Origin of the sequence: Endozoicomonas sp. ALB115 (assembly GCF_049310245.1) — a bacterium.
GTDB lineage: Bacteria > Pseudomonadota > Gammaproteobacteria > Pseudomonadales > Endozoicomonadaceae > Endozoicomonas.
On sequence record NZ_JBLYZG010000033.1, the window covers coordinates 25,801 to 48,159 of the forward strand.

General features: G+C 50.9%; 19 protein-coding genes. 2 read left to right on the plus strand and 17 right to left on the minus strand.

The window, feature by feature from the left end; all coding sequences use genetic code 11:
• Positions 1–135: 135 nt before the first annotated feature.
• From hflX to ACO6VE_RS14980, 4 genes are all read right to left on the minus strand, one after another.
• Positions 136–1,428, minus strand: coding sequence for a ribosome rescue GTPase HflX (gene hflX, locus ACO6VE_RS14965; protein ID WP_422462075.1), 1,293 nt, complete (start codon positions 1,426–1,428; stop codon positions 136–138).
• 146 nt (positions 1,429–1,574) lie between these two features.
• On the minus strand, positions 1,575–1,820 hold the full coding sequence (hfq, locus tag ACO6VE_RS14970) for an RNA chaperone Hfq (RefSeq protein ID WP_101745449.1): 246 nt from the start codon (positions 1,818–1,820) through the stop codon (positions 1,575–1,577).
• A 330-nt stretch (positions 1,821–2,150) separates the two neighbouring features.
• Complete coding sequence (gene miaA / locus ACO6VE_RS14975) at positions 2,151–3,056, minus strand: tRNA (adenosine(37)-N6)-dimethylallyltransferase MiaA (protein WP_422462077.1); 906 nt, start codon at positions 3,054–3,056, stop codon at positions 2,151–2,153.
• 150 nt (positions 3,057–3,206) lie between these two features.
• Positions 3,207–3,998 carry a hypothetical protein gene (locus ACO6VE_RS14980; protein ID WP_422462079.1) on the minus strand — a complete coding sequence of 264 codons (792 nt, stop codon included), beginning with the start codon at positions 3,996–3,998 and terminating at the stop codon, positions 3,207–3,209.
• 392 nt (positions 3,999–4,390) lie between these two features.
• Here ACO6VE_RS14980 and ACO6VE_RS14985 point away from each other — a divergent pair, with 392 nt between their 5' ends.
• Positions 4,391–5,659, plus strand: coding sequence for an MFS transporter (locus ACO6VE_RS14985; protein ID WP_422462081.1), 1,269 nt, complete (start codon positions 4,391–4,393; stop codon positions 5,657–5,659).
• Between the two features lie 427 nt (positions 5,660–6,086).
• Here the strand turns inward: ACO6VE_RS14985 and ACO6VE_RS14990 are convergent, their stop codons facing one another.
• The 8 genes from ACO6VE_RS14990 to dksA all read right to left on the minus strand — a co-directional run bounded on the left by ACO6VE_RS14990 (position 6,087) and on the right by dksA (position 15,092).
• Entirely contained in the window at positions 6,087–6,650 is a 564-nt protein-coding gene (locus ACO6VE_RS14990) for a hypothetical protein (protein ID WP_422462083.1), read from the minus strand.
• 292 nt (positions 6,651–6,942) lie between these two features.
• Positions 6,943–8,316, minus strand: coding sequence for a sigma-54-dependent transcriptional regulator (locus ACO6VE_RS14995; protein WP_422462085.1), 1,374 nt, complete (start codon positions 8,314–8,316; stop codon positions 6,943–6,945).
• Complete coding sequence (locus ACO6VE_RS15000; protein ID WP_422449876.1) at positions 8,313–11,408, minus strand: ATP-binding protein; 3,096 nt, start codon at positions 11,406–11,408, stop codon at positions 8,313–8,315. Before ACO6VE_RS15000 ends, ACO6VE_RS14995 begins: the two co-directional genes overlap by 4 nt.
• Positions 11,398–11,574: a hypothetical protein gene (locus ACO6VE_RS15005; protein WP_163370786.1), complete on the minus strand. Its 177-nt coding sequence runs from the start codon at positions 11,572–11,574 to the stop codon at positions 11,398–11,400. Before ACO6VE_RS15005 ends, ACO6VE_RS15000 begins: the two co-directional genes overlap by 11 nt.
• A 151-nt stretch (positions 11,575–11,725) precedes the next feature.
• Entirely contained in the window at positions 11,726–12,403 is a 678-nt protein-coding gene (locus ACO6VE_RS15010; protein ID WP_422462087.1) for an alpha-ketoglutarate-dependent dioxygenase AlkB family protein, read from the minus strand.
• A 101-nt stretch (positions 12,404–12,504) separates the two neighbouring features.
• Positions 12,505–13,260, minus strand: a complete 756-nt coding sequence (locus tag ACO6VE_RS15015; RefSeq protein WP_422462089.1) for a hypothetical protein — start codon at positions 13,258–13,260, stop codon at positions 12,505–12,507.
• Between the two features lie 207 nt (positions 13,261–13,467).
• A complete protein-coding gene (gluQRS, locus tag ACO6VE_RS15020; RefSeq protein WP_422462091.1) occupies positions 13,468–14,373 on the minus strand; it encodes a tRNA glutamyl-Q(34) synthetase GluQRS in 906 nt (301 codons plus the stop codon).
• A 275-nt stretch (positions 14,374–14,648) separates the two neighbouring features.
• On the minus strand, positions 14,649–15,092 hold the full coding sequence (gene dksA / locus ACO6VE_RS15025) for an RNA polymerase-binding protein DksA (protein ID WP_422449871.1): 444 nt from the start codon (positions 15,090–15,092) through the stop codon (positions 14,649–14,651).
• Between the two features lie 457 nt (positions 15,093–15,549).
• Here dksA and sfsA point away from each other — a divergent pair, with 457 nt between their 5' ends.
• Entirely contained in the window at positions 15,550–16,275 is a 726-nt protein-coding gene (gene sfsA, locus ACO6VE_RS15030; RefSeq protein WP_422449870.1) for a DNA/RNA nuclease SfsA, read from the plus strand.
• Positions 16,276–16,470: 195 nt separating this feature from the next.
• Here sfsA and ACO6VE_RS15035 read toward each other — a convergent pair whose 3' ends face one another.
• The 5 genes from ACO6VE_RS15035 to ACO6VE_RS15055 form a co-directional block, all read right to left on the minus strand.
• On the minus strand, positions 16,471–17,676 hold the full coding sequence (locus tag ACO6VE_RS15035) for an ankyrin repeat domain-containing protein (protein WP_422462093.1): 1,206 nt from the start codon (positions 17,674–17,676) through the stop codon (positions 16,471–16,473).
• Positions 17,677–17,703: 27 nt separating this feature from the next.
• Positions 17,704–17,958, minus strand: a complete 255-nt coding sequence (locus tag ACO6VE_RS15040; protein WP_422462094.1) for a hypothetical protein — start codon at positions 17,956–17,958, stop codon at positions 17,704–17,706.
• 222 nt (positions 17,959–18,180) lie between these two features.
• Positions 18,181–19,359, minus strand: coding sequence for an ankyrin repeat domain-containing protein (locus tag ACO6VE_RS15045; protein WP_422462096.1), 1,179 nt, complete (start codon positions 19,357–19,359; stop codon positions 18,181–18,183).
• 22 nt (positions 19,360–19,381) lie between these two features.
• Positions 19,382–20,677 (minus strand): NAD-dependent dihydropyrimidine dehydrogenase subunit PreA, encoded by a 1,296-nt coding sequence (gene preA, locus ACO6VE_RS15050; protein ID WP_422449866.1) that lies wholly within the window; start codon positions 20,675–20,677, stop codon positions 19,382–19,384.
• Positions 20,677–22,029 carry an NAD(P)-dependent oxidoreductase gene (locus ACO6VE_RS15055; RefSeq protein ID WP_422462098.1) on the minus strand — a complete coding sequence of 451 codons (1,353 nt, stop codon included), beginning with the start codon at positions 22,027–22,029 and terminating at the stop codon, positions 20,677–20,679. The genes preA and ACO6VE_RS15055 overlap by 1 nt, the downstream gene beginning before the upstream one ends.
• Positions 22,030–22,359: the final 330 nt, after the last annotated feature.

Genomic DNA, 22,359 nt, shown 5'->3' on the forward strand with positions numbered 1-22,359 from the left:
CACACTTTTTGACTGCATAAACAGTACATACTGTTACTGGCACAAAGCCAGCAGAGACAACAACAAGAAGGTAATATTGAAGATAAAAGACATCGCACGTATTGACCCGAGCCAATACGCACAAACCGCAAGAGCTTACAGCATGGAATTAAAGCAACTCTCACTCAGACCTTCCTGCTTGGAAAGGCGCTTAAAGTCAGACTTTGGCAGGCGAATATCCAGAACCACATCACCACTATCGGAGTAGGCTTCGGATTGAATAGCGCCAAGCTTATAAAGACGGGCACGGATGCGTCCCTGGGCAGGCTTCAGGGTTAACTGTCCCTGCAGCATATCATCAGAAAGCAACTCTTTGATGGCGTCCTGCAGCAGATCAGCACCCTCTCCGGTCACTGCGGAAACCCAGACCCTCACAGGACGCCCTTCATCATTGCGCTGGATTTTCGGCTCTACCCCCTGTAACAGGTCAATTTTGTTATAGACCTCCAACTGTGGCACTTCATCCGCATTGATCTCTTTCAGTACCGAATGAACCTGATCCATGTTTTCCAGACGCTCCGGATCATGGCTGTCAATAACATGCAGCAGAAGATCAGCCTGACGGGTTTCCTCAAGGGTTGCCCGAAATGCCTCCACCAGCTTATGAGGCAGGTGACGTATGAAACCCACCGTGTCCGCGAGAACCACAGGCCCGATATCCGGCAAATCAATTCGCCGCAGTGTTGGGTCAAGGGTGGCAAACAATTGGTCAGCCGCATAAACCACCGACTCGGTCAAGCGGTTAAACAGTGTCGACTTGCCAGCGTTCGTATAGCCAACCAGTGAAACCTGGGGAACCTCTGCCCGCTGCCTGGAACGTCGCCCCTGCTCCCGCTGCCTGCGCACCTTTTCCAAACGACGGCTAATGCTTTTGATGCGCGCCCTGAGAAGACGACGGTCGGTTTCCAACTGGGTTTCACCCGGTCCTCTCAGGCCGATACCACCCTTTTGTCGTTCAAGGTGAGTCCAGCCGCGAACCAGTCGTGTGCTCATGTGTTGCAACTGAGCCAGCTCAACCTGAAGTTTACCTTCAAAGGTTCTGGCACGCTGGGCAAAAATATCCAGAATCAGTCCGGTACGATCAATAACCCGGCATTTCAGCTCTTTTTCCAGATTACGTTCCTGGCTCGGAGAGAGGGCATGATTAAACAGCACAACATCGACATCGTGCAGGACAACCAGCTGACGGATTTCTTCAACTTTGCCGGGACCGACAAAGAAACGGGGATTGGGATGTTTGCAGCCTGCGGTAATAAATGCGGCAGACTCAACGCCAGCGGAGCGTACCAGCTCCATAAATTCCTGGGGGTCTTCCCGCTCACGCTCATCGTTCAATTCCAGATGAACAAGAACTGCGGTTTCACCACCCTCATGGCGGTCAAAAAACAAATAGATCTCCTAAACAGCCACGAACCGCACGAACTGGGAACCAGCTAACAGAAACCTGAAAACAAGACTGCGCCACATGGCTCATTTTTAAAATAAATATAAACACCTGAAGGCACCTCAGGTGCCTTCCAGATGCATCAACAGAATTACTCATTCTCAGGTTGATCAGTACCCTGCATCGGCAAACGAACCGGACGGCTGGGAACGACAGTTGATACGGCGTGCTTGTAAACCATCTGGCTCACCGTATTCTTGAGAAGAATAACGAACTGATCGAAAGACTCAATCTGCCCCTGAAGCTTAATACCATTAACCAGGTAGATAGAAACCGGCACGCGTTCTTTACGCAGCACATTCAGGTAAGGGTCTTGTAGAGAATGCCCTTTTGACATTTCTGTACTCCTTTTAATTCTCGGGTTTTTGAATAGCCTTGTTTCACTTTGGGGAGGACTATCCGCTGGACCGGCTGTGCCAGTACTCATTGTTCAATATATGTACAGCCTATGAAATGCCGACTCACATTAAGCTAACCCAACACCGCACTCAATAAGTAATACTAGCTACTCCCACCAGTCCTGCCGGAACAATTAGAGGTTCTAAGGTACTACTTTATTAAGCAATAAGTCTAAACAGCCAACGGTTTATGGAAGAAAGTTACATTAACGCCCTCGGCATTCCTCAGGGCTATGCACTTTACCTCATGACTATAAATTATACCGATGTTATTTAAGGGCACCCTCCAAAACTTTCAAGGCATCACCCGGCAGGTTGTTGGAAAACGTATCAAGCCAGTGAATATCAGGCCAGCTTCTGAGCCAGGTTAACTGCCTTTTAGCCAGTTGTCGGGTCGCAATAATACCTCTTTCGACCATCTCATCGTAGCTTAGTTCCCCAGCAAGGTAAGACCAGGCCTGACGATAACCAACAGAACGGACAGAAGGCATGGTAACATTCAGGTCCCCACGCTGATAAAGCCGGGTTGCTTCCTCCAGAAAACCGTTCTCCAGCATCATTCTGAAACGCAGTGCAATGCGTTCATGGAGCACAGAACGGTCTTTTGGAGCCATCGCCAGGCTGACAACGCCATAGGGTAAACGTTGCTCTTTCTGCTCCCTGTGCCATTGAGACAGCGGTTTACCAGTCAGCTCATAAACCTCCAGGGCGCGCTGCAAGCGCTGGGTATCCGAGGGTTTTATTCTCAGTGCCGCTTCCGGATCAACGCCTGAGAGCTGCTGGTGTAAAAATGCCCAACCCCGTGCCCGTGCGCTATCCAGCAGCCGTTGACGAACCCCGGCATCGGCAGCGGGCATGGTCGCCATACCGTCCCTGAGCACCTTAAAGTACATCATCGTACCACCAACCAGCAGAGGTATTCTCCCACGGGCGGTGATATCGGCCATCAACGCCAGGGCATCCCGTCGAAAATCGGCGGCTGAATACGATTCCGCCGGATCAAGAATGTCGATCAGGTGATGAGGCGCTTCCACCAGAACCTCAGGTTCCGGCTTGGCAGTGCCAATATCCATCCCTTTATAAATAAGTGCCGAGTCAACACTGATGATCTCAAAAGGCAGCTCTTTGATGAGCGCTACCGCAAGGTCAGTTTTGCCTGAAGCGGTAGGACCCATCAAAAATACAGCGGGAGGGAGCCGCTTTTCCTCATGCGCGGACATAGGAGAATGTGTACCTGAAAATAATAAAAATGTGATTCTATAGGGAAGGTCTTTTTTTGCAATGCGGGGAGACCAGATATTTCATTTTTCAAAAGCCAGACTGATCTACCTTAGTTGCAAACAGTCCGGGATAATTTTATCGGAAAACAATTGCGCTAATACTTCATTCAGGTCTTTAGAATCAGAAATATCATCCAAGGCTTGTTTTAATTCTACTGCCCCCTGGTTCAAGTTATCGATAAAACTGCCAATTTCACAAGCAGTAAGATGATCAAACAAATTTCTCCAGCCAGGTGCCAATATCAACTCCCCGCCACCTATACAATCAAATCCTGTATAATCACACCCCCCTTCAAACTTATAAACACTACCATCCTTTAATTCGCCAAACATGATCCAGTTTTCTACTTCATTTTCACCCTCCTGATATGAGAAGACTTTGTCAATATCCCTGCACTCAGTTGTGTATTCGACCATACCGGGCTGCGGCGTCCCCCGTGTTTCCCAGGAACCATCATCAACTAAAAAAGAATACCATGCATAATTACCCTCCCAGAGCGAACCGTCAATTTCCACCGGAGTAAACACAATATTTCTCACCTCCTCTCTAGTGCTGGAAAATAAAGGCTTACACTCTGAACTGCTTATTAATGCAGCACCCAATCGGCGAAGGTCATCCAGTCCAAGGTATTGAATTAATCGATCACTGATAACTTGAATATTTAATACCTGAGAATAAATATCTTCTTTCAGTGGTAATTTATTTTTAACTACCCTGGCATCCATTATTTTTGGATTACCGTTTTCTGATGATTCCTCTGTACCCACTTTACTTTGGTCTGTGGTACTCGTACTAGATAACGTGTTTAATGTACTAGCCAATAATGCAGGATCCATACCCCACCCTCTTCACAATTTTTTTTCACCTGAAATTGCATAGAAAAAGTGTCCAAGTTAATCCAGCGATTGACGGTTGGCTGAAACACCAACGCAATACCCGATCCGTATCTGAACCAGGGAGAAAACGGTACAGGGCAATCTCATGTTTTAATTCATGACTCATAGGCAGATAATCGACACTCCATGATGGTAGAAAATTGAAAATTTGCCAGAAATCTTTCTGACAATGCTGCCGCTTTGTTCATTTATTGAGATTTATCGGCTACGCGATAAGAGCCCCTTATTTGCTCATTGTAATGCACTGTCGTACATTACAAACTCTGAACTCAAGCTCTTAAGGCAAGCCGAAAAAATTTATACAACAAAAACAATTAAAAAAAGGCAACACAATGAAGACCATTACCAAACTCAATCGAGTTGGCTATGCCATGGGGGACCTGGGCAACACACTGACCTTCGGTATGATGTCCACTTTCTTGCTGGCTTATTATACGGATGTACTGGGTATTACTGCCGCTGCAGCGGGGACGCTGTTTCTCGTTGCCAGAATCTGGGATGCGGTGAATGACCCGATCATGGGTGCTATCTGTGACAAACTCTTCACCCGCAAGCATACCGGGGACAAGTTTCGCGGCTTTCTGGTAAAAGGCAGCTGGCCTGTTGCGGTGGCAGCCATTTTTGTGTTTTGGGCACCACAGGGCCTGAGTGACTCACAAAAACTGATTTGGGCATACGCCACCTACATTGTCTGGGGCATGGCATATACCTTTATCAATATTCCCTACGGTTCACTGGCGACGGTGATGACCAATGATAAAGGTGAGCGGGCCTCTCTTTCCGCTGCCAGAGGCGTCGGTAGCATGGCTGGCAATGTCGTAGGCAACATTGCCGTACCACTTTTCCTGTCGATTTTCGCCGATGACTTTGCCAAAGGTTATTTGTACTCTGCTGTCTTCGTCAGCATTTTTGCCATGATCGCCTATCTTATATCCTACCGGTGTACTGCTGAATATATACGACACGAGCCTTCAACCGAAAACATTAACATTTTTCAGGGTATCACCTCTCTGCGGAAAAATTCATTATTTCTCTGTGTGAGTATATCTTCCGCATTTATGCTGGCGGCATTTATGGCCCAGAGTGCCATTACCTACTATTTCCTGACTGAGAACCTGGATGGCCAACTGTGGTTCATATCCTTAAGCTCAGCGGTCAGCGTTCTTGCTATCCTTATCATTTCATCGTTTATCGGAAAGCTCGCCTTAAAGTTCGGTACCCGAAAAATTATGATTACCGGATTTCTGTTAGCCGGTATTACAGCGACCGTTTGCTTTTTACTGCCTGACTCAATTTATGTCATGTTCCTGTGGCTCTTTGTGGGCATTCCACTGATGCTGCTTCCTAATTTGCTGGTCTGGGCAAATGTATCTGACAGTATTGACTACAACTCTTACTTAACTGGTCAGCGTCAGGAAGGCGTTATCTATTCCAGCTATTCATTTGCCCGTAAGATGGGGCAGGCACTGGCAGGTTTCATCGCGGGTACGGGGTTATCTTTTATTGGCTATCAGGCAGAACAGGAAACACAGCCAGCCTCAGTATTGCTCGGCATCGATGCACTAATGTTCCTCTTGCCTGCTGTGGCACTGTTTAAGTAGTTGGCCAAATGGAATCGTATATTTCTGGCTAAGTGGGCAGTTGCTATGCAAGGCGCAACGTAGGGAGCATAGCCGTAGCTATGTGACCGGAGTTGCAACGCCGCAGAGTGACTGACAACTTAGTCAGAAATATATGATTTCATTTGGTTAACTACTTATATGTGCGCTTATCTACTTTGTAATGTGGGATGAATCCAAGATCAAATCAGCCAGTGAAAGTGACGCAGACTTGAGCGGACAGCCCGCCTGATGTCTGGAACAGTTCAACTTCAAAATCCTTTGAAGTTGAACTGACAAGGATTCGACTTTAGTGTTTGAAATTTTTCAAGTTAATAAGCCAAAGACATCTTATTCAATTTGAAATCAGCTTTTTGTCGCCCTGACACTGGACTAATGGCTGCAGACAATGACCATGTGTAAATCCTTTTTATTCTTTCACCCCTAACTGCTCGTTAGTGACGTTTACCTCGGGTTGGGACAAATTAACCACCAAAGTATCGTAATTTTCCTCGGGTCCGGGCGAATCATCCACCAAAGACTTGTACTTTTCCTCGGGATTGGGCGATTTAGCCACCAAAGGCTGGTAATTTTCCCCGGGTTCGGGCGAATCACCCACCAAAGACTCGTGATTTTCCCCGGGTTCGGGCGCATCACCCCCAAAAGACTCGAAAGGGACAGCCCCTTCGGCCTCAGCTTCATACCTCCCCACAAAATATACGTCCGAATTTGGACCCGATTCTGACATATCGTTCCGATCTGGTTGTTTAGCCACAACACCTTGATCGGCTTTAGGCAGTAATGGCTTTGTCAAGCCTGCCGGGTCATCTTCCGATGGTTTTGGGCAGCAAGCCGCCACTACACACGCTTTGACCAATCTATAACTAAAATTAAGGCAGTTTTGACACTGATCAGGTTGGGCATCATTATCACTTGCTGCTTTCCATGCATTCGAGAAGAAATCTACTATTTTGGAACTATCATCAAAGCGCATATAAACCTCCTGAATCCCGTCAAACAGGGATTGATATTATTATTCGTACTTATATAAGACCTCTTATTTATGAAAAGATTCCATAAAATGTATTCATTTATCTTTTTCGGGTTAAAATGGGTGAAAAATAGCACCTTGTTAACGGTACTAAAGTACAATTAATCTATTTGTCACACATGACTAATCCAGTACATCATTTCGATGAGTTTGATGTGTACAATCTCCGCTCAGGACGAACGGAGCTTGGGAGGCATTGATAGAAAGAACCCATCAATTGCATTGAAACCATGCACTATGTCGCCGCTGTTTTCTTTCTCGGAATACCCAGGCGCTGGCGCCGCTCCCAGAGTGTTTTTCTACTGATACCCAGTTTCTGTGCAAGATCGGTTTCGGTCATCTGATCCTGGTGCTCAAGAACAAAACGCTGGAAGTAGTCTTCCAGAGTCAGGCCATCCTGAAGTTCTTCGGCATCCTGACGAAACAGGGTCTGCTTCACACGAACGTCAATATCCAGGTTTTCCGGGGTGATGATATTGTCTTCAGAAAGAATGACACCCCGTTCGATGGCATGCTCCATTTCGCGAACATTCCCGGGCCACTGATACTGGGAAATGGCAGCCATGGTTTCGGGAGCCATTGAGAAGACGTCCAGCCCCATTTTGCCACAGGTTTTGGCCAGCAGTTTTTCCGCCAGCATCAGGATATCACTGCCTCTCTCCCTGAGTGGCGGAATGCGCAGTTCCACCACTTTCAGTCGATAGTAGAGGTCTTCACGAAACTCATTCTGTGCAGAGAGCTGACGGAGATTCCGGTGAGTAGCGGCAATCAGTCGCACATTAACCGACTGGGACTGTACTGAACCGACACGACGAATTTCACCTTCCTGAAGCACTCGAAGTAGCCTGGCCTGGGCTTCCAGTGGCAGCTCACCAATTTCATCAAGAAACAGTGTGCCACCATTGGCCGCTTCGATCAGGCCGGTTCTAGCGGCGGTAGCCCCGGTAAATGCCCCTTTTTCATGGCCAAACAGTTCTGATTCAATCAGTGTTTCCGGAATGGCGGCACAGTTAACAGAAATCATCGGGCCATTGATGCGTTTACTGTTTTCATGGATGGCCCTGGCAACCAGCTCTTTACCGGTGCCTGATTCACCCTGAATCAATACCGTGGCATCGGTTGGGGCCACCTTCTGTATTTGCCGGAACAATAGCTGCATGGCATCACACTGTCCCAGAATGCCATTAAAGCCATCGCCGGAGCAGATCGCTTCATTGTTGCCCTGTTCCGCATCGCTGCCAGGACTCTGAGCTGCCTGCTTTTCAATAGCTTCGGCCACGCGCTGAATCATCTCTGCATGATCAAAGGGCTTGGCAATATAATCCACGGCCCCCTGCTTCATGGTCGAGACTGCCGAGTTCAGGCTGGCATAGCTGGTCATGATCAGTACCGGGATGCCATTGGCCAGGTTGATCATTTCCGTACCGGGCTTACCGGGAAGCCTCAAATCGCTGATGATCAGTGAAAAAGACTGTTGTTTCAGGCAGTCTTGCGCTTCGTGAACAGAGCCTGCCTCGGTAATACAATATCCCTGTCGTTCAAGCAGACGACGCAGCGACGACCTGATAATTTCTTCGTCCTCGACAATCAGTATCTGGTCCTGACTCATGCCATGTCCCCCTGAAATTCCAACGGCTGCTCCCCTGTGTCTACCGTCCTCACTGAGTCAGACTCGTAGCGTGGAAGCGAAATGATAAAGCAGGTCCCCCGCCCTGTGAGTGGATCCAAAGGGCTCACCACCTGAATACTGCCAAAATGTTCTTCGATAATATTCCAGGTGAGAGCCAGACCCAGGCCCGTTCCCTTACCCGCTTCTTTGGTGGTGAAAAATGGCTCAAACAGCCTTTCCTGAATGGCTTTGGGAATGCCATGCCCCTGGTCTTCAAAACGAAGGGTGACCGTGTGCTGGTTGGCTGTGCTGCTAACGGAAACAACACTCTCCGCCGTGCCAGTGCCTTCCTCTGAGGCATCGGCGGCATTTTTCAGCAGATTGATAAACACCTGTTGTAATTTTTGGCTGTTACCGCTGACGCAGAGACCATCGATGCACAGATTACGGAATACGATATTGCTGTTCTTATGGCTCAATTGCAACAGACTGATGGCTTCCTGAATGGTGCTGAACACTTCTACGGGTTCGGCTACCGATGGAGAATCACTGTTTTGCTCTCCCCCTTTCTGACCAGAGTGAGCATAAGACACCAGTGTTTGCACAATGCGGCTGACTCTTTGGGTTTGTTCCAGTATTTGCCGGGCACTCTGTTGTATATCCGGGTCCGATGATAGTGCGCTCATTTCCTGGGCAAGGCAGTCTATACCGGTAATCGGGTTGCCAATTTCATGGGCAACACCGGCGGCCAGCTGCCCGATAGACGCCAGTCGTTCACTGTGAAAGAGCTGTTCTTCCAGCATTTGGGTTTCTGTCTGGTCCTCCAGCAACATGACCTGATTACCACCGGTACCGGAAACCGGTGCCTGAACTGCGGCTTTGTGCAGGCTGAAATAGCGGGTGCTGCCTTCCATTTCAACACAGTGCTTGTTCAGGTGATTGTCGGGGAGTTGCATAAAATCATTGAGGACCTGGTTCCAGGGAGCAGGAATGGTCTTCAGGGGCATCCCCAGAACAGCATCAGCGGGAATGCCGGTCAATTCTGCCATTGCCTGATTCCAGAGCATCACTTCGCCGGTGTTGTTCGATGGCAGCGATTCCGGGTGATCAACCGACGTGCTCTCCATGGCAGCATCAATGGAGCAGACGGCCATGGGCAGGCTGTTCAATGTGTCCCGGTGATAACGTCTCAGGCTATCAAGCTCACCGGCCAGACCGGTCAGCTTTGAGTGATACGCTTCCAGACGGGATTCCATAAAATGGATATCTTTGGGGACGTAATCATTATCAATATCCAGTGGCAAAAAGGAGTCAACGATGTCATGGGCAATGGTGGGTCCCATAAGCCCGGACAGATTATTCTCAATACGCTCCCTGAGTCGTCTCAGGGAGTGCGGACGGTTGTCGTCCGGTCTCATATTGAGATCGGTCAGGGCTTTATTGATTTCCGTCTGCGCCGCTACCGGCCCCAGAGGGGCACTGAGCATCTCCTGAAATTCGTAGGAAGAGCGGGCCTTGGGGATTTTGTAGGGCTGCTGACGTACTTCACGAACCAGGCAGGCGGCCGCTGCACTGCGCTCTTCATCAGGCATCCTGGTAAAGCTGGAGACCAGGTAAAACACCAGCACATTCACCACCAGTGATGAGACGGCAGCAATATACCAGCCGTCGTTAGTGATGGTGCCAAAGTTGACGCTGCGGATTGGGAAAATCTCAAGTCCCATGGTTAAAGGCAGCATCAGGGTAAAGAACCAGACTGCGGTTCCAGAGAGAATCCCGAGAATCAGCCCCTTATGGTTTGCCCTGCCCCAATAGAGCGTAGAAAGAGTACCGGGCAACAGTTGCAAGGCTCCCACATAGGCGACGATGCTCAGGCTGTACATGTCCACCTCGTTATGCAGCAGCCGGTAAAACCCATAACAGGCGAGGATCAGGGTGGCGATAATCAGACGTTTTACATTGGTCAGCCAGCGGTAGATATTCATCTGGGCCTGGGCCGGCTCTCCGGACTGATAAAGGGTCTGATAAAGCGGCAGGATGACGTGGTTCAGCAACATGGAAGACAGTGACAGTGAGGTCACCATAAACAGGCCACTGGCCGCAGAAAGCCCACCTATATAGGCGATGATAGTCAACCATTGACTATCCACGGCATGACCAATAGCCAGTGGAAAGTACTCGGGCGGATAAGGGCTCCCGATTTTGAGACCCGCCCAGAGAATCAGAGGGGTGGAAATACTCAACAGTAATAAAAAGAATGGCAGGCCCCAGCTGGCAGTGAATAACATTTTTATGTCGCGGTTTTCGGCAAAGGTCATGTGAAACATGTGTGGCATAACCACAGCAGAGGCAAAAAACATCAACAGCGTTGTTCGCCAGGGGCCATCTTCCAGATGAGAGTTCATCCCGATGATGACCTCAGAGTTGGCTTCAAGCCAGTGGTTTAATCCGGAAAAACCACCAAACACTTCGACGATGACGACGCCGCCCAGCAGCGCCATAATCAGCAGCTTCAGCAGCGACTCAAAAGCAATCGCCACCACCAGACCATCATGCTGGTGGCGGCTGGCCAAGTGTCGGGTACCAAACATCATGGTCAGTAACGTGACCATAATACAAAAACCGAAGGCCAGCATTTCCGGGGAGGTGTCATCGCTCAGCAGATAAACACCGTCTGCCACGGCCTGTATCTGCAGGGCCAGCAGGGGAAAAGTAATAAACAGCAGCAGCAGTGTACTTAGCGTACCCGCCACGGGGCTTCGGAAACGGAAGGCCAGCACATCGGCCAGAGAACTGAGTTGATAGGTGGAGGTTATTCTTAATATTGGCACCAGCAGGACAGGCGCTAATAAAAATGCACCGCTCAGGCCAAAGTAAAAACCGAGAAAAACATAACCATCGTCGTGGGCAACCCCGATACTGCCATAGTAGGCCCAGCTACTGGCATAGATACCCAGGGACAGAACATAGGTTGCCGGGTGATGAACCACTCTGCGCGGGATGATGCCTCGATCCGTCGCCCAGCCGCAGAGAAAAAGAACCGCCAGATAGGCAACACTGGCCAGAACGATATACTCCAGTTCAAAGCTCATCGCTGTTACCCCTGATCTGAAGGGTAAAGCCCGCGACAATCAGGATGAACCAGAGTATCCAGGGCTGATACCACTGTTCACCAAACGTAATCCACCAGCCCATGATGGCTGGAGAAAAAAGGTAAATACCGATCACCAGAAGCAGAACCAGGCGGTAGATATACATATTACGTCTGTGCAGTTTTGCCGTTGGACGGACATGGTAATGGTTATATCGGTAAACCGCAAAAGATTACTTTTATTAAATATTTTTACTGTTTTTCTTTGATTATTGCAGTGGAAATAAGTTCACTTTCAACGTTGGAGTAAGATTGAGGCTAATGTCTGGCTTTTCCGGTGATTACCTTTCTATCCGTTTTTTGCCCGTTGTTCGTCGGGGAGGCGGTAATCACGCGACGAAAGGTCAAGTTGATCCTCGGCTCTACTGGTCTTGCTGTTTTTGTCAGGCAGTGCTGCCAGTATTTTTGGGTAGTTCCGGCCATTAACAACAGGGAGCCTGAGGTCAGGTCAAAAGTGTAAGGCTGGATGTCTTTTCGGTATTTGTGGCGCAGCCGGAATCGTCGTGTCGCGCCCAGATTGAATGAGGCAATCACCGGGTTTTCGCCTAATTCCGGCTCATCGTCACTGTGCCAGCCATTGCTGTCCTGTCCACTGCGATAAAGGTTGATTAATACCGAGTTAAAGTGATGGCAACAGATTGTTTCGACCCGTTGTTTAATGGCGGTTACGGTCTGACTCCATGGCTGTGGAGAAAGCGCCAGACCTGAATACTGATAGTGTGCACCAGGATCCCCCATCCAAACCTGGAGTCTGGGCACCGGCAGGGTTTTACCGTAAATGGTTATCTGATCCTGCTGCCAGGGCAGTGTGGAGTGCAGCTCTGAGTACAACTGCCAGCCTGTGGGTTCGGGGATGATCTGCGGCCATAAAAGCAGGCGGGCATCGGCAGGGGTGTATATTTCCGGAGGTGTTGTAACGGCGCTGAATGTATTCAATGTTCGGGCTCCTGACAACTTACTTGATGAGCACCAGTGATCGTCTCAGGTCTGCCGGTGTAAGAGGGTTTGTGCCAACAGAGCCTGAGACTTTTGCAGGTTTACAGTCCAGGCGCATCGTAAGTGACCCAGTAAATCATTTCACCGGGGCAATCGCTACCCAGAACATCGACCATAATATTATCAATTTTTAATTTGCCTATCTGTTCCAGCCACTGGTCATCATCCAGCTTTTGTTCCAGTAACCAGCTGGGTACGGATTGGCTGTCCGAGTTGTACCATGCCACCGGGAAACGCATGCCTTTGGGGAGGCGGCTGCGTTTTACACTTAATGAGGCATCACAACGAACCACCAGGCTGTCCGCCACCTGCTGACGTTTACGGAGATATTTACTGGACTCTTTGGCAAATTTTTCTACGTAGGGACTCAACAGCTCTTCCTGTCGGCTTTCCAGACAGTAGTCGTAGGCGCGGCTGACTTTACTGTTCTCAAAGCCCATGATGCCACAGGCTTCGGTTACGCGGCTTTTTACATCCTGGCTGAGTTCTGTATACCAGGGGGCATTGGGTCCGAGCACCCTTTGAGCTTCCAGTGTGGCAACAAAGATCAGGTTTTCATCCGGTGTAAAGCAGGATGATACACCTTGTGTGTGAATGGGGGACTTCATCGTTATAGACGGTTCTTGACGTATAAGCTGTTCCCGGGTCCGTCTCGCGGCATCACAGAAGTCAGGGTTCTCTGCCGCAGACCTGCTGGAAGTATCGCTCAAAGAGGAAAAAGTCAGGGTATTTGCCGTCAGGTTTACGGCGAAGAATGAAAGAGCAGCAACCAGAGCTGTTTTAAAGACTATCGACATATTCGCTCCTTGAACACATCTTTTTGTTGTGGCCCATTCCCAGGTGGCTGAAAGCCTCTGGATAGGATTTATTCAACCATATATAACATGTTCGACAGGATAGCGGTAGGTTTGCCCTGGGGCTGTTGACGTTTCGTTGCCAGTCTTTCGGGTATATGGCGACTTCCTGGCTCAGACTGCCCGTTTCGCTGGAATTGCCACGAAACGTCAGCGGTCGTCCAGAGAGTTCTGTAAAATCTCTTTTTTTCCCGCCATGTTGCTCATGGTCCAGTTTTTTATTCCCCAGGACAGGATCTCTTCAACAGAGTTCATCAACAGGTCTGGCTCTGGTTTCAGGCCAAATGCCATCAATGCCTTGATCATCAGTGGACGGGGGTTGTCCAATGGTATGGCGGGCGCATGGTTTTGCTTGCTGAGTTTATTTCCGGGGTTCCGGGTAATCACCGGAACATGGGCATAGACCGGGTGCGGACACTGTAACTGGCTTTGCAGATAAAGCTGTCTCGGGGTGGAATCCAGAATGTCTACTCCCCTGACAATATGGGTAACCCCCTGAAAGTGATCATCAACGCAAACGGCCAGTTGGTAGGCGTATAGCCCATCCTTGCGCTTGAGAATAAAATCACCAAGGGCGCTTAAATCAAACCGCTGATCGCCCTGAATACGATCCTGAAATTGCATGATATCGTCATGGCACAACAGCCTGAGGCTATGGGGCTGGTTTGGGATTCCACGGTGATTGCGACAGTAACCGGGGTACACACCGTTCAAACCGGCCAGTTTTTTGCGGGTGCAGGTACATGGGTAAAGTCTCTCGGTACGGAGCAGAGTGTCCAGGGCCTGGTCATAGGCTTCGCTGCGATCACTCTGAAACAGCACGCTGTCATCCCAATGCAGGCCATAAACGTCCAGCGCCTTGAGAATCAGGTCGGCCGCTTTGGGCTGTTCTCTTGGCGGGTCAATGTCTTCCATGCGCACGAGCCATTTTCCCTGATGGACCTGAGCATCCAGATAACTGGCCAGTGCCGCAACCAGAGAGCCAAAGTGCAGAGGGCCAGAAGGAGACGGCGCAAATCGTCCAACGTAGGAGGGGGTGCTCAGTGTGTCGCCCATAGGAAGTGATGATCAATCAGGCAAGTGGTCTTGAGTGAGTGCCGTCAGGATTTGTTCCGGAATAACTTCATCATTTTACGCAGTCGGGGAAAAGGTCGCTGACTGCTGACCGCCACCCGCTGTCCGCAAAAGCACAAAAGGTTCCGGCTTTTCGGGTAGCGTCTGTAGAAATGTCGAAGTGATTTCAGGACAGTTCCTTAACTATAAAGAACCGGTCGACAATGAATCAGCCCATTGCACTAACGTACCACAGCCTGATTCATCATCCGGGTACATCAGTTACCCAGCTGTCTTTCCTTGATCTCGGCCAGTGTCTTACAGTCGATACACAACGTAGCAGTGGGGCGGGCTTCCAGGCGACGAATGCCGATTTCTACGCCACAGCTGTCGCAGAAACCGTAATCGTCTTCTTCGATCCGGGACAGCGTATCGTTGATTTTCTTGATCAGCTTACGCTCACGGTCACGGGTTCTCAGTTCAAGGCTGAACTCTTCTTCCTGACTGGCGCGGTCTGCCGGATCAGGGAAGTTCGCGGCCTCATCCTGCATATGATTCACTGTACGATCCACTTCTTCCATCAGCTCCTGCTTCCAGTCTTGCAGGATCCTGGTGAAGTGAGCGATCTGTTGCTCGTTCATGTATTCTTCCCCATCCTTTTCCTGGTAGGGGGTATACGATTTGAGCAGATTGCCTGTATCCGCGTTTTTCTGTGCTGACATGATTACAGCCTCACCACCTTCTATTCATGAGCCAGGGGATCTCTCAAATGAGCAAGAATCCTGGATCTCTCCATTTAGAGGCGCTCGCGTTCTGCCTTGAAAGCAGCCTCTGCGATCCCTCTGTTACTGCCGGAAAACCGGCTCCCTGAAAGCCAAGGTCAACACCACGGGTGCCTGGCGAGAACAAAAACTCCTGGCACTTGCCTCTTGCCTTCCTTAAAGAAGCGGAGAAACTACCAAAACCCATGGCAAGACGCCATAAAAAAATGTCATCCGCTTTCTGACATTGACCAAAACCTGCACTCAGGTCAACTGATAATATTCTCCGAATCTGCTGCCCAATGGATTCAGAGAGCCTGTCAGTCCTGTAGGGTCAGGTATGATGAATCGGCATCTTAGGATTCTATTTTAGAATTTCAATAAGTAAATTAATGAAATTAAGTAATGAGCGCCCCTGATGAAATATGACAATCGCCTGTCTGAGGCCCGCCTGCTAAAAAGATACAAACGGTTCATGGCCGATGTTGAGCTGGCTGATGGCTCACAGATTACCCTGCATTGCCCGAATACCGGCTCCATGAAAAACTGCCTCTACCCGGGGTATCGGGTATGGTATTCCGACTCTGGAAATCCCCGGCGTAAATACCCCTGTACCTGGGAACAGGCGGAAATTCCGGTGGCGTTTAACGGCGAAGAACGCCTCACTCTGGCAGGGCTGAATACCGGACGAGCCAATGCCCTGGTTGAGGAGCTTCTGCGTTCTGGCCAGGTGTCAGAACTGTCCGGCTACCAGAGTGTCCGCCGTGAAGTTCGTTATGGTGAAGAAAAGAGCCGCATTGATCTGCTGCTGCAACAGGAGGGCCTGCCCGACTGTTATGTGGAAGTCAAAAGTGTCACGCTGGCAATGGGGAATGGCCTCGGCCTGTTCCCGGATGCCGTCACCAGCCGGGGCACCAAACATCTGCGGGAACTCACCCAGATGGTTGCTGATGGCCATCGATCCGTGTTGTTTTTCTGCGTTCAGCATACCGGTATTGACCATGTGGCGGCGGCACAGGCGATTGACCCGGTTTATGCAGAAGAACTGCAAAAGGCGGTTGCCGCTGGCGTAGAAGTGATGGCCTGGGGGGCAGACATGTCGCCGGATAACATTACCCTGGTCAGGCAGTTGCCGGTTGGATAACAAACATAATGCCCTGGTTCTGTTCGGTGCCCTACGGCCCCCGTGAGAACGAAGATGTGAGTTGTAGCACCGGACAATATGAATCATGGTACTGGAATTTTTGTCGCTGCCTTTTAGCTGTGGAGGCGTTCAGGAAAACGGCAGGAATCGGAGATATGGCACACCTATGGCCTGCCAGGGCAGCTCCGGCTCGCTCTACCGTGACAGCGGCAGGTAGATGTACTGCGTTACCGAATAAGGCAGCGGCAGCGAATTGACCGCCTGCTTCATTGGCCGCTTGTTGCGATCCAGGTGTTTGATCAGTCGGCCCCGGATGCTGCTCCGGCAGCGGGATTTGAGAGACGGAAAACGAGGGGCAGAAATGAAATTCTGGATGAGGTTTTTGGTAGCTGGTCCTGCATATTGCCAGGCGGCCTGTCCATTCTGCTCCTTGAGGTTCGGGTCAGCCCCGTTGACCAGAAGGGTCTCAACAATAGCATCGCGAGCATCGCAATAATAGCCACTGACTGCCAGGTGCAGCGGGGTGTTCTTGTGTCTTCCTGGGATGTTCGGGTCAGCTCCGCTGGCCAGCAGGGTCTCGACAATAGCAAGGTGACCATTGGCCGCTGCCCAGTGCAGCGGAGTGTAGAGATCGTGGTTGCCACCTCCAAGAATATTCGGATCAGCCCCTTTGGCCAGTGCCATCTCAACTTGATCCTTCCATCCATGATCCGAAAATTTCAGTAACAGGCAGTTCCAGTCCAGCTGATGGGTTGTTAGGGGTAACAGGATTTTAAATACATCAAGACGACCAAAAGTAACTGCGCATTGCAAGGCTGTCAACTCACCCATGCGCTTGAGGTTCGGGTCAGCCCCAGAGGCCAGCAGGGTCTCGACAATAGCATGGTGACCAGCGGCAGCTGCATCGTGCAACGGGGTAGCATTGCTATATCTGAGAATGTTCGGCTTAGCTCCGCTGGCCAGCAGGATCTTGACAATAGCAAGGCGACCATTGGCAGCTGCATCGTGCAGCGGAGTGTAGTTGTCAACTCCGGGCATGTTCGGGTCAGCCCCTTTGGCCAGTGCCATCTTAACTTGATCCTCCCATCCATGACGGGAAAATTTCTGTAACAGGCTGTTCCAGTCCAGCTGATGGGTTACAGGTAACAGGGTTTTGTATACATCGAGATGACCAGCGTCAACTGCAGATTGCAAGGCTGTCAACCCACTCATGCGCTTGAGGTTCGGGTCAGCCCCATAGGCCAGCAGGATCTTGACAATAGCATGGTGACCAAAGTGAGCTGCATGGTGCAGCGGGGTGTAACTGAAATATCCGAGAATGTTCGGATTAGCCCCTGAGTCCAGAAGGGTTTCGACCTTGGCAAGGTCACCATCAGCAGCTGCTTCAGCCAGAGTGTTCATAATGTGACGTACTCCCTCAATAGAAATTCAGATTTGATCCGTCGATAGGTTACCTTCCTGACCCTTGCTATTCGGGTGCTGCGTCCATTTTAGACAGGATTTGCCGGTTTGCTGTCTGACCATGGTAATACAGTTATCCACAGGACAGGTGAACTGGCAGGGTTTACCCACAACACAGGCCTGCCTGATCACATCAAACTGGCTGCTGGTGCCATCAGGAAAACGACAAAAACCGGGGATATGATGCACCCAGAAGGCTGCACGAGAATAGCGCCCATCCAAGCGACCCCGTCGCGGGGACGGCAGAAAATTAAGGGTAAAAATTCGGTTTTGTGAGGTGAATATCCTAAGGCACAAGTAGCGGGACTATTTGCCGAACAAAAGCGGATTTTTAGACCAATTTATTGCAACCGCACGACTGCATGGATGCAGGAGCCAGAGCAACGCAGGAGCAGTTGCCGTGTAGGGCATCCGGACAGCCTCCCGGAGCAGCTCCGGCTCGCCCTACAGTGACAGCAGGCGATCGACATACTGCATTGTTGGAGGATTAAGCGGCAGAAACCTGACCGCCTCCTTCATTGGTAATCCGTTGTCGGGCAGACACTTGACCAGCCGCCCCCGGATGCTGGCCCGGCAGTAGAATTGGAGAGAGTGAGGTTCAGCCATGAAATTCTGGATTGTTTCTTTTATGGCTTCTGTCATTGCACATTGACAGGCTGTCCGTCCATTCCAGTCTTTGAATTTCGGGTCAGCCCCGTTCACCAGCAGAGTCTTGACAATATCATGGTGACCGTCCTCAGCGGCCCTGTGCAGCAGGGTTTTGTGGTAAAAATCGGGAATATTCGGGTCAGCCCCGTTGACCAGTGCAACCTCAACTTGATCTTTCCATCCTTCATAGACAAGTTTCGGTAACAGGCTGTTCCAGTCCGGCTGATGGGTTACAGGTAACAGGGTTCTGTATACATCCGGGTAATCACTGTTAAGTCCAGATGTCAAGGCTTTCCGTCCAGTCCCGTCCTTTAGGTTCGGGTCAGCCCCTCTGTCCAGCAGGGTCTTGACCATAGGATGATGACCAATGGCCGCTGCCCGATGCAGCGGGGTGTATTGACCACTATCGGGAATATTTGGATTAGACCCGTTGTCCAGCAGGGTCTCAACAATAGCATGGTGGCCAGCCGTAGTTGCTCCTCCCAAAGGTGTATCACCATCACTGTCCTGGATATTCGGGTTAGCCCCCCTGGCCAGTGCCGCCTCAACTTGATCCTTCCACCCTGAACGGGAAAATACCTGTAGCAGGCTGTTCCAATCCGGCTGATGAGTTTTAGGTAGCAGTTTATCGTACACATCGCGATGACGGTTACTCGCTGCACATTGCAAAGGTGTCCATCCATTGACGTCCTTGAGGTCCGCGTCAGCCCCAATGGCCAGCAGGGGCTCGACCATAGCATGGTGACCTTCGAGAGCGGCAAAATGCAAGGCTGTCCTTCCACTAATGTCCTTGAGGTTTGGGTCAGCCCCGTAGGTCAGCAGGGTCTTGGCAATAACATGGTGACCAGCGTTAACTGCCCGGTGCAGCGGGGTTTCATTGTTATTTCCGGGAATATCCGGGTCAGCCCCCTTGTCCAGCAGGGTCTTGACCATGGCATAGTCACCACAGACAACTGCATATTCCAGTGAATTCATGACATACTCCGGCACTGAAAAATCAGGTTTGCTCCGTCGATAGGTTACCTTCCTGACCCCGGTTATTCGGATGCTGCGTCCAGTTCAGGTAAGGTTTGCCGGTTTGCTGCCTGACCATGGATATACAGTTATCCACCGGACAGGTGATCTGGCAGAGGTTACACCCCACGCAAGCCTCCTCGATCACCTCATACCGGTGCCGGGTTGAATTTTTTACCGGTGTCATGGCGATGGCCTGGTGGGCAGCATCTTCACAGGCGGCATAGCATCGGCCGCATTGGATACAGCTGTCCTGATCAATGTGGGCAATGGTCTTGTAATTCAGGTCCAGGTATTTCCAGTCGGTCAGATTGGGGATGGCAGCGCCTTGAAAGCTGTCCAGGGTCGGATAGTGTTTGCGGTCCATCCACCGGGACAGGCCATCAATCATATCCTGTACAATTTTAAAACCGTTCAGCATGGCGGCGGTACAAACCTGAACGGTGCCCGCCCCTAACGCCATAAATTCGGCTGCGTCCCGCCAGGTACTGATACCGCCAATGGCCGAGATGGGCAGTCCGGCGGTGTCCGGGCTGCGGGCAATCTGCCCGACCATATTCAGGGCGATGGGTTTCACCGCTTCGCCACAATAACCGCCACTGGTGAACTTATCGTTGACGGCGTGGTATCCCACCATCCGGTCCAGATCAATACCGGTAATGGAGTTGATGGTATTGATTAGCGATACGGCATCGGCACCACCGGCCTGAGCCGCTTCAGCAGCCACCACGATATTAGTGATATTGGGGGTGAGTTTAACGACAACGGGCAGGTTGCTGTGTTGCTTGCACCAGCGGGTAACCATTTCAATATAGTCCGGCACCTGACCGACCGCTGAGCCCATTCCCCGTTCCGGCATGCCGTGGGGACAGCCGAAATTCAGTTCAACACCATCGCACCCGGTCTCCTCTACCTGGCTGAGGATGGCCTGCCAGCTTTCTTCTTTGCAGGGTACCATCAGCGAGACCAGCAGTGCCCGGTCTGGCCAGTCTTTTTTGGTTTGGCGTATCTCGTCCAGATTCACTTGCAGCGGGCGGTCGGTGATCAGTTCAATATTGTTAAACCCGATCACGTCACCACGGGTATTCCTGTGGCAGGAATAACGGGAACAGACATTGACCGGTGCCGGGTCTTCACCCAGGGTTTTCCAGACTGCACCGCCCCAGCCAGCCTCAAATGCCCGATAGACATTGTAGGCTTTGTCCGTCGGTGGCGCAGAAGCCAGCCAGAACGGGTTGGGGGAGCGAATACCGAGGAAATTACTGGTTAAATCAGCCATTATCTTTCCCTCCGTTGCAGGTATTGATCAATGGCCCGGGCCGCCCGTTTTCCATGCTCAACCGCATGGACAGTCAGGTCTTCACCTTTATCAATGCAGTCACCACCGGCCCAGACGTTAACCAGTGACGTACGAAAGTGGTCGTTCGTTACTATGCGGTTGCCTTTTATCGCAGGGCTGTCACTGGTATTGGCAAAGGCATCCACCAGCAAATGCTGGCCAATGGCTTTGTAGAGTGTGTCTACCGGCAAGGTGGTCAGCTCTCCCGTGCCCTGTAATTGGCCGCTGGTATCCAGCACGGTTTTTTCCAGCTGGATGGCGGTGATGCAGCCATCTTCTGTCTGCAGGGCTGAAGGCTGAACCCAGGTGAGGATGCGAACACCATTGTCCCGGGCAAACGCCTGTTCATGACCGGTGGCTGACATCTGTTCAGGGCCACGACGATAGGCAATGGTGACATCCTCTGCGCCCAGCCGTTTGCATTGGCAGGCAATATCAATAGCGGTGTTGCCCCCGCCAATAACCACTATACGTCGGCCAACAGGCAATTGGCTCAGATCATGGCACTGACGAAGGGAGGATATGGCCGGGAGAGCATCCTCAACGCCTTCTGCTGCTTCACCCGGAAGGCCTAATAAGTGGCAACCGCCCAACCCGAGCCCGAGAAACACCCCGTCAAACTGTGCTCGCAATTGATCCAGGCTGAGATTCTGACCAAGCCGACAGCCATACTCCGGACAGATACCGCCAATTTCCAAAATGAAGTCCACTTCCTGGCGGGCATAGCTATCCACCAGTTTGTAGTAGGCGATGCCGAACTCATTGAGGCCTCCGGGCTTCTCCCGGGCATCAAACAGGGTAATGGTGTGACCTTGTCTGGCCAAGGCATGTGCACAGGACAGTCCTGCCGGGCCGGCACCCACAACGGCGATGGTTTTTCCTGTTTCCGGCAGACGGGTAAATGGATGGTCAGCTGACTGGCGGTTATCGATGGCATAACGCTGCAGCAGGCCGATTTTCACCGGCAGGCACTCTGGTTCATGATTTCTGACGCAGGCCTGCTCGCAGAGAACCTCGGTTGGACAGACCCGGGCACAGCTTCCTCCCAGAATATTGGCATCCAGAATGGCCTGTGCAGCACCGTCGATATTGTCAGTGGCGATACGATTGATAAAAGAGGGAATGTTGATACCGGTAGGACAGGCCGGGATACAGGGTGCCGCTTCGCAGTAAAGGCATCGGCTGGCTTCAATATGAGCCTGGTAATCACTGAGGGGAGGCTTGATGTCGGCAAAGTTGCGGCGGTACTCTTCTGCTGGCAGCCTGCCATTGTGAATATCGGGTTTATTCATGGCGGTTAATCCTCATCAGGAGTAACGAAGACTAGTACATCGTTTCAAAGAGTTTGATGTATACAATCTCCGTTCACCCTGAGCGCCCTTCGGCTCGGCTCAGGATGCACGGACGAAGGGTGTTTGGCACGATCTATCGGAGGCAGGAGTTTGCGCCCTTCGACAAGCTCAGGACGAACGGAGTCCGAAGACATTTGATAACGACACCCATCAAGCTCATTGAAACCAGGAGCCTGTCGGTATTCGGAAAGAATGCCGGTATATGACTATATCTGGCCGTGGAAGACGAATTTATAATCTATAATCCAATGACCTTTTCTCCGTAGATTC

What these genes read in the sequence shown, in the direction of transcription:
- hfq (WP_101745449.1), bottom strand. Translation starts at nt 1,820, where the DNA reads ATGTCAAAAGGGCATTCTCTACAAGACCCTTACCTGAATGTGCTGCGT.
- miaA (WP_422462077.1), bottom strand. Translation starts at nt 3,056, where the DNA reads ATGGGTCCTACCGCTTCAGGCAAAACTGACCTTGCGGTAGCGCTCATC.
- ACO6VE_RS14980 (WP_422462079.1), bottom strand. Translation starts at nt 3,998, where the DNA reads ATGGATCCTGCATTATTGGCTAGTACATTAAACACGTTATCTAGTACG.
- ACO6VE_RS14985 (WP_422462081.1), top strand. Translation starts at nt 4,391, where the DNA reads ATGAAGACCATTACCAAACTCAATCGAGTTGGCTATGCCATGGGGGAC.
- ACO6VE_RS14990 (WP_422462083.1), bottom strand. Translation starts at nt 6,650, where the DNA reads ATGCGCTTTGATGATAGTTCCAAAATAGTAGATTTCTTCTCGAATGCA.
- ACO6VE_RS14995 (WP_422462085.1), bottom strand. Translation starts at nt 8,316, where the DNA reads ATGAGTCAGGACCAGATACTGATTGTCGAGGACGAAGAAATTATCAGG.
- ACO6VE_RS15000 (WP_422449876.1), bottom strand. Translation starts at nt 11,408, where the DNA reads ATGAGCTTTGAACTGGAGTATATCGTTCTGGCCAGTGTTGCCTATCTG.
- ACO6VE_RS15005 (WP_163370786.1), bottom strand. Translation starts at nt 11,574, where the DNA reads ATGTATATCTACCGCCTGGTTCTGCTTCTGGTGATCGGTATTTACCTT.
- ACO6VE_RS15015 (WP_422462089.1), bottom strand. Translation starts at nt 13,260, where the DNA reads ATGTCGATAGTCTTTAAAACAGCTCTGGTTGCTGCTCTTTCATTCTTC.
- gluQRS (WP_422462091.1), bottom strand. Translation starts at nt 14,373, where the DNA reads ATGGGCGACACACTGAGCACCCCCTCCTACGTTGGACGATTTGCGCCG.
- dksA (WP_422449871.1), bottom strand. Translation starts at nt 15,092, where the DNA reads ATGTCAGCACAGAAAAACGCGGATACAGGCAATCTGCTCAAATCGTAT.
- sfsA (WP_422449870.1), top strand. Translation starts at nt 15,550, where the DNA reads ATGAAATATGACAATCGCCTGTCTGAGGCCCGCCTGCTAAAAAGATAC.
- ACO6VE_RS15035 (WP_422462093.1), bottom strand. Translation starts at nt 17,676, where the DNA reads ATGAACACTCTGGCTGAAGCAGCTGCTGATGGTGACCTTGCCAAGGTC.
- ACO6VE_RS15045 (WP_422462096.1), bottom strand. Translation starts at nt 19,359, where the DNA reads ATGAATTCACTGGAATATGCAGTTGTCTGTGGTGACTATGCCATGGTC.
- preA (WP_422449866.1), bottom strand. Translation starts at nt 20,677, where the DNA reads ATGGCTGATTTAACCAGTAATTTCCTCGGTATTCGCTCCCCCAACCCG.
- ACO6VE_RS15055 (WP_422462098.1), bottom strand. Translation starts at nt 22,029, where the DNA reads ATGAATAAACCCGATATTCACAATGGCAGGCTGCCAGCAGAAGAGTAC.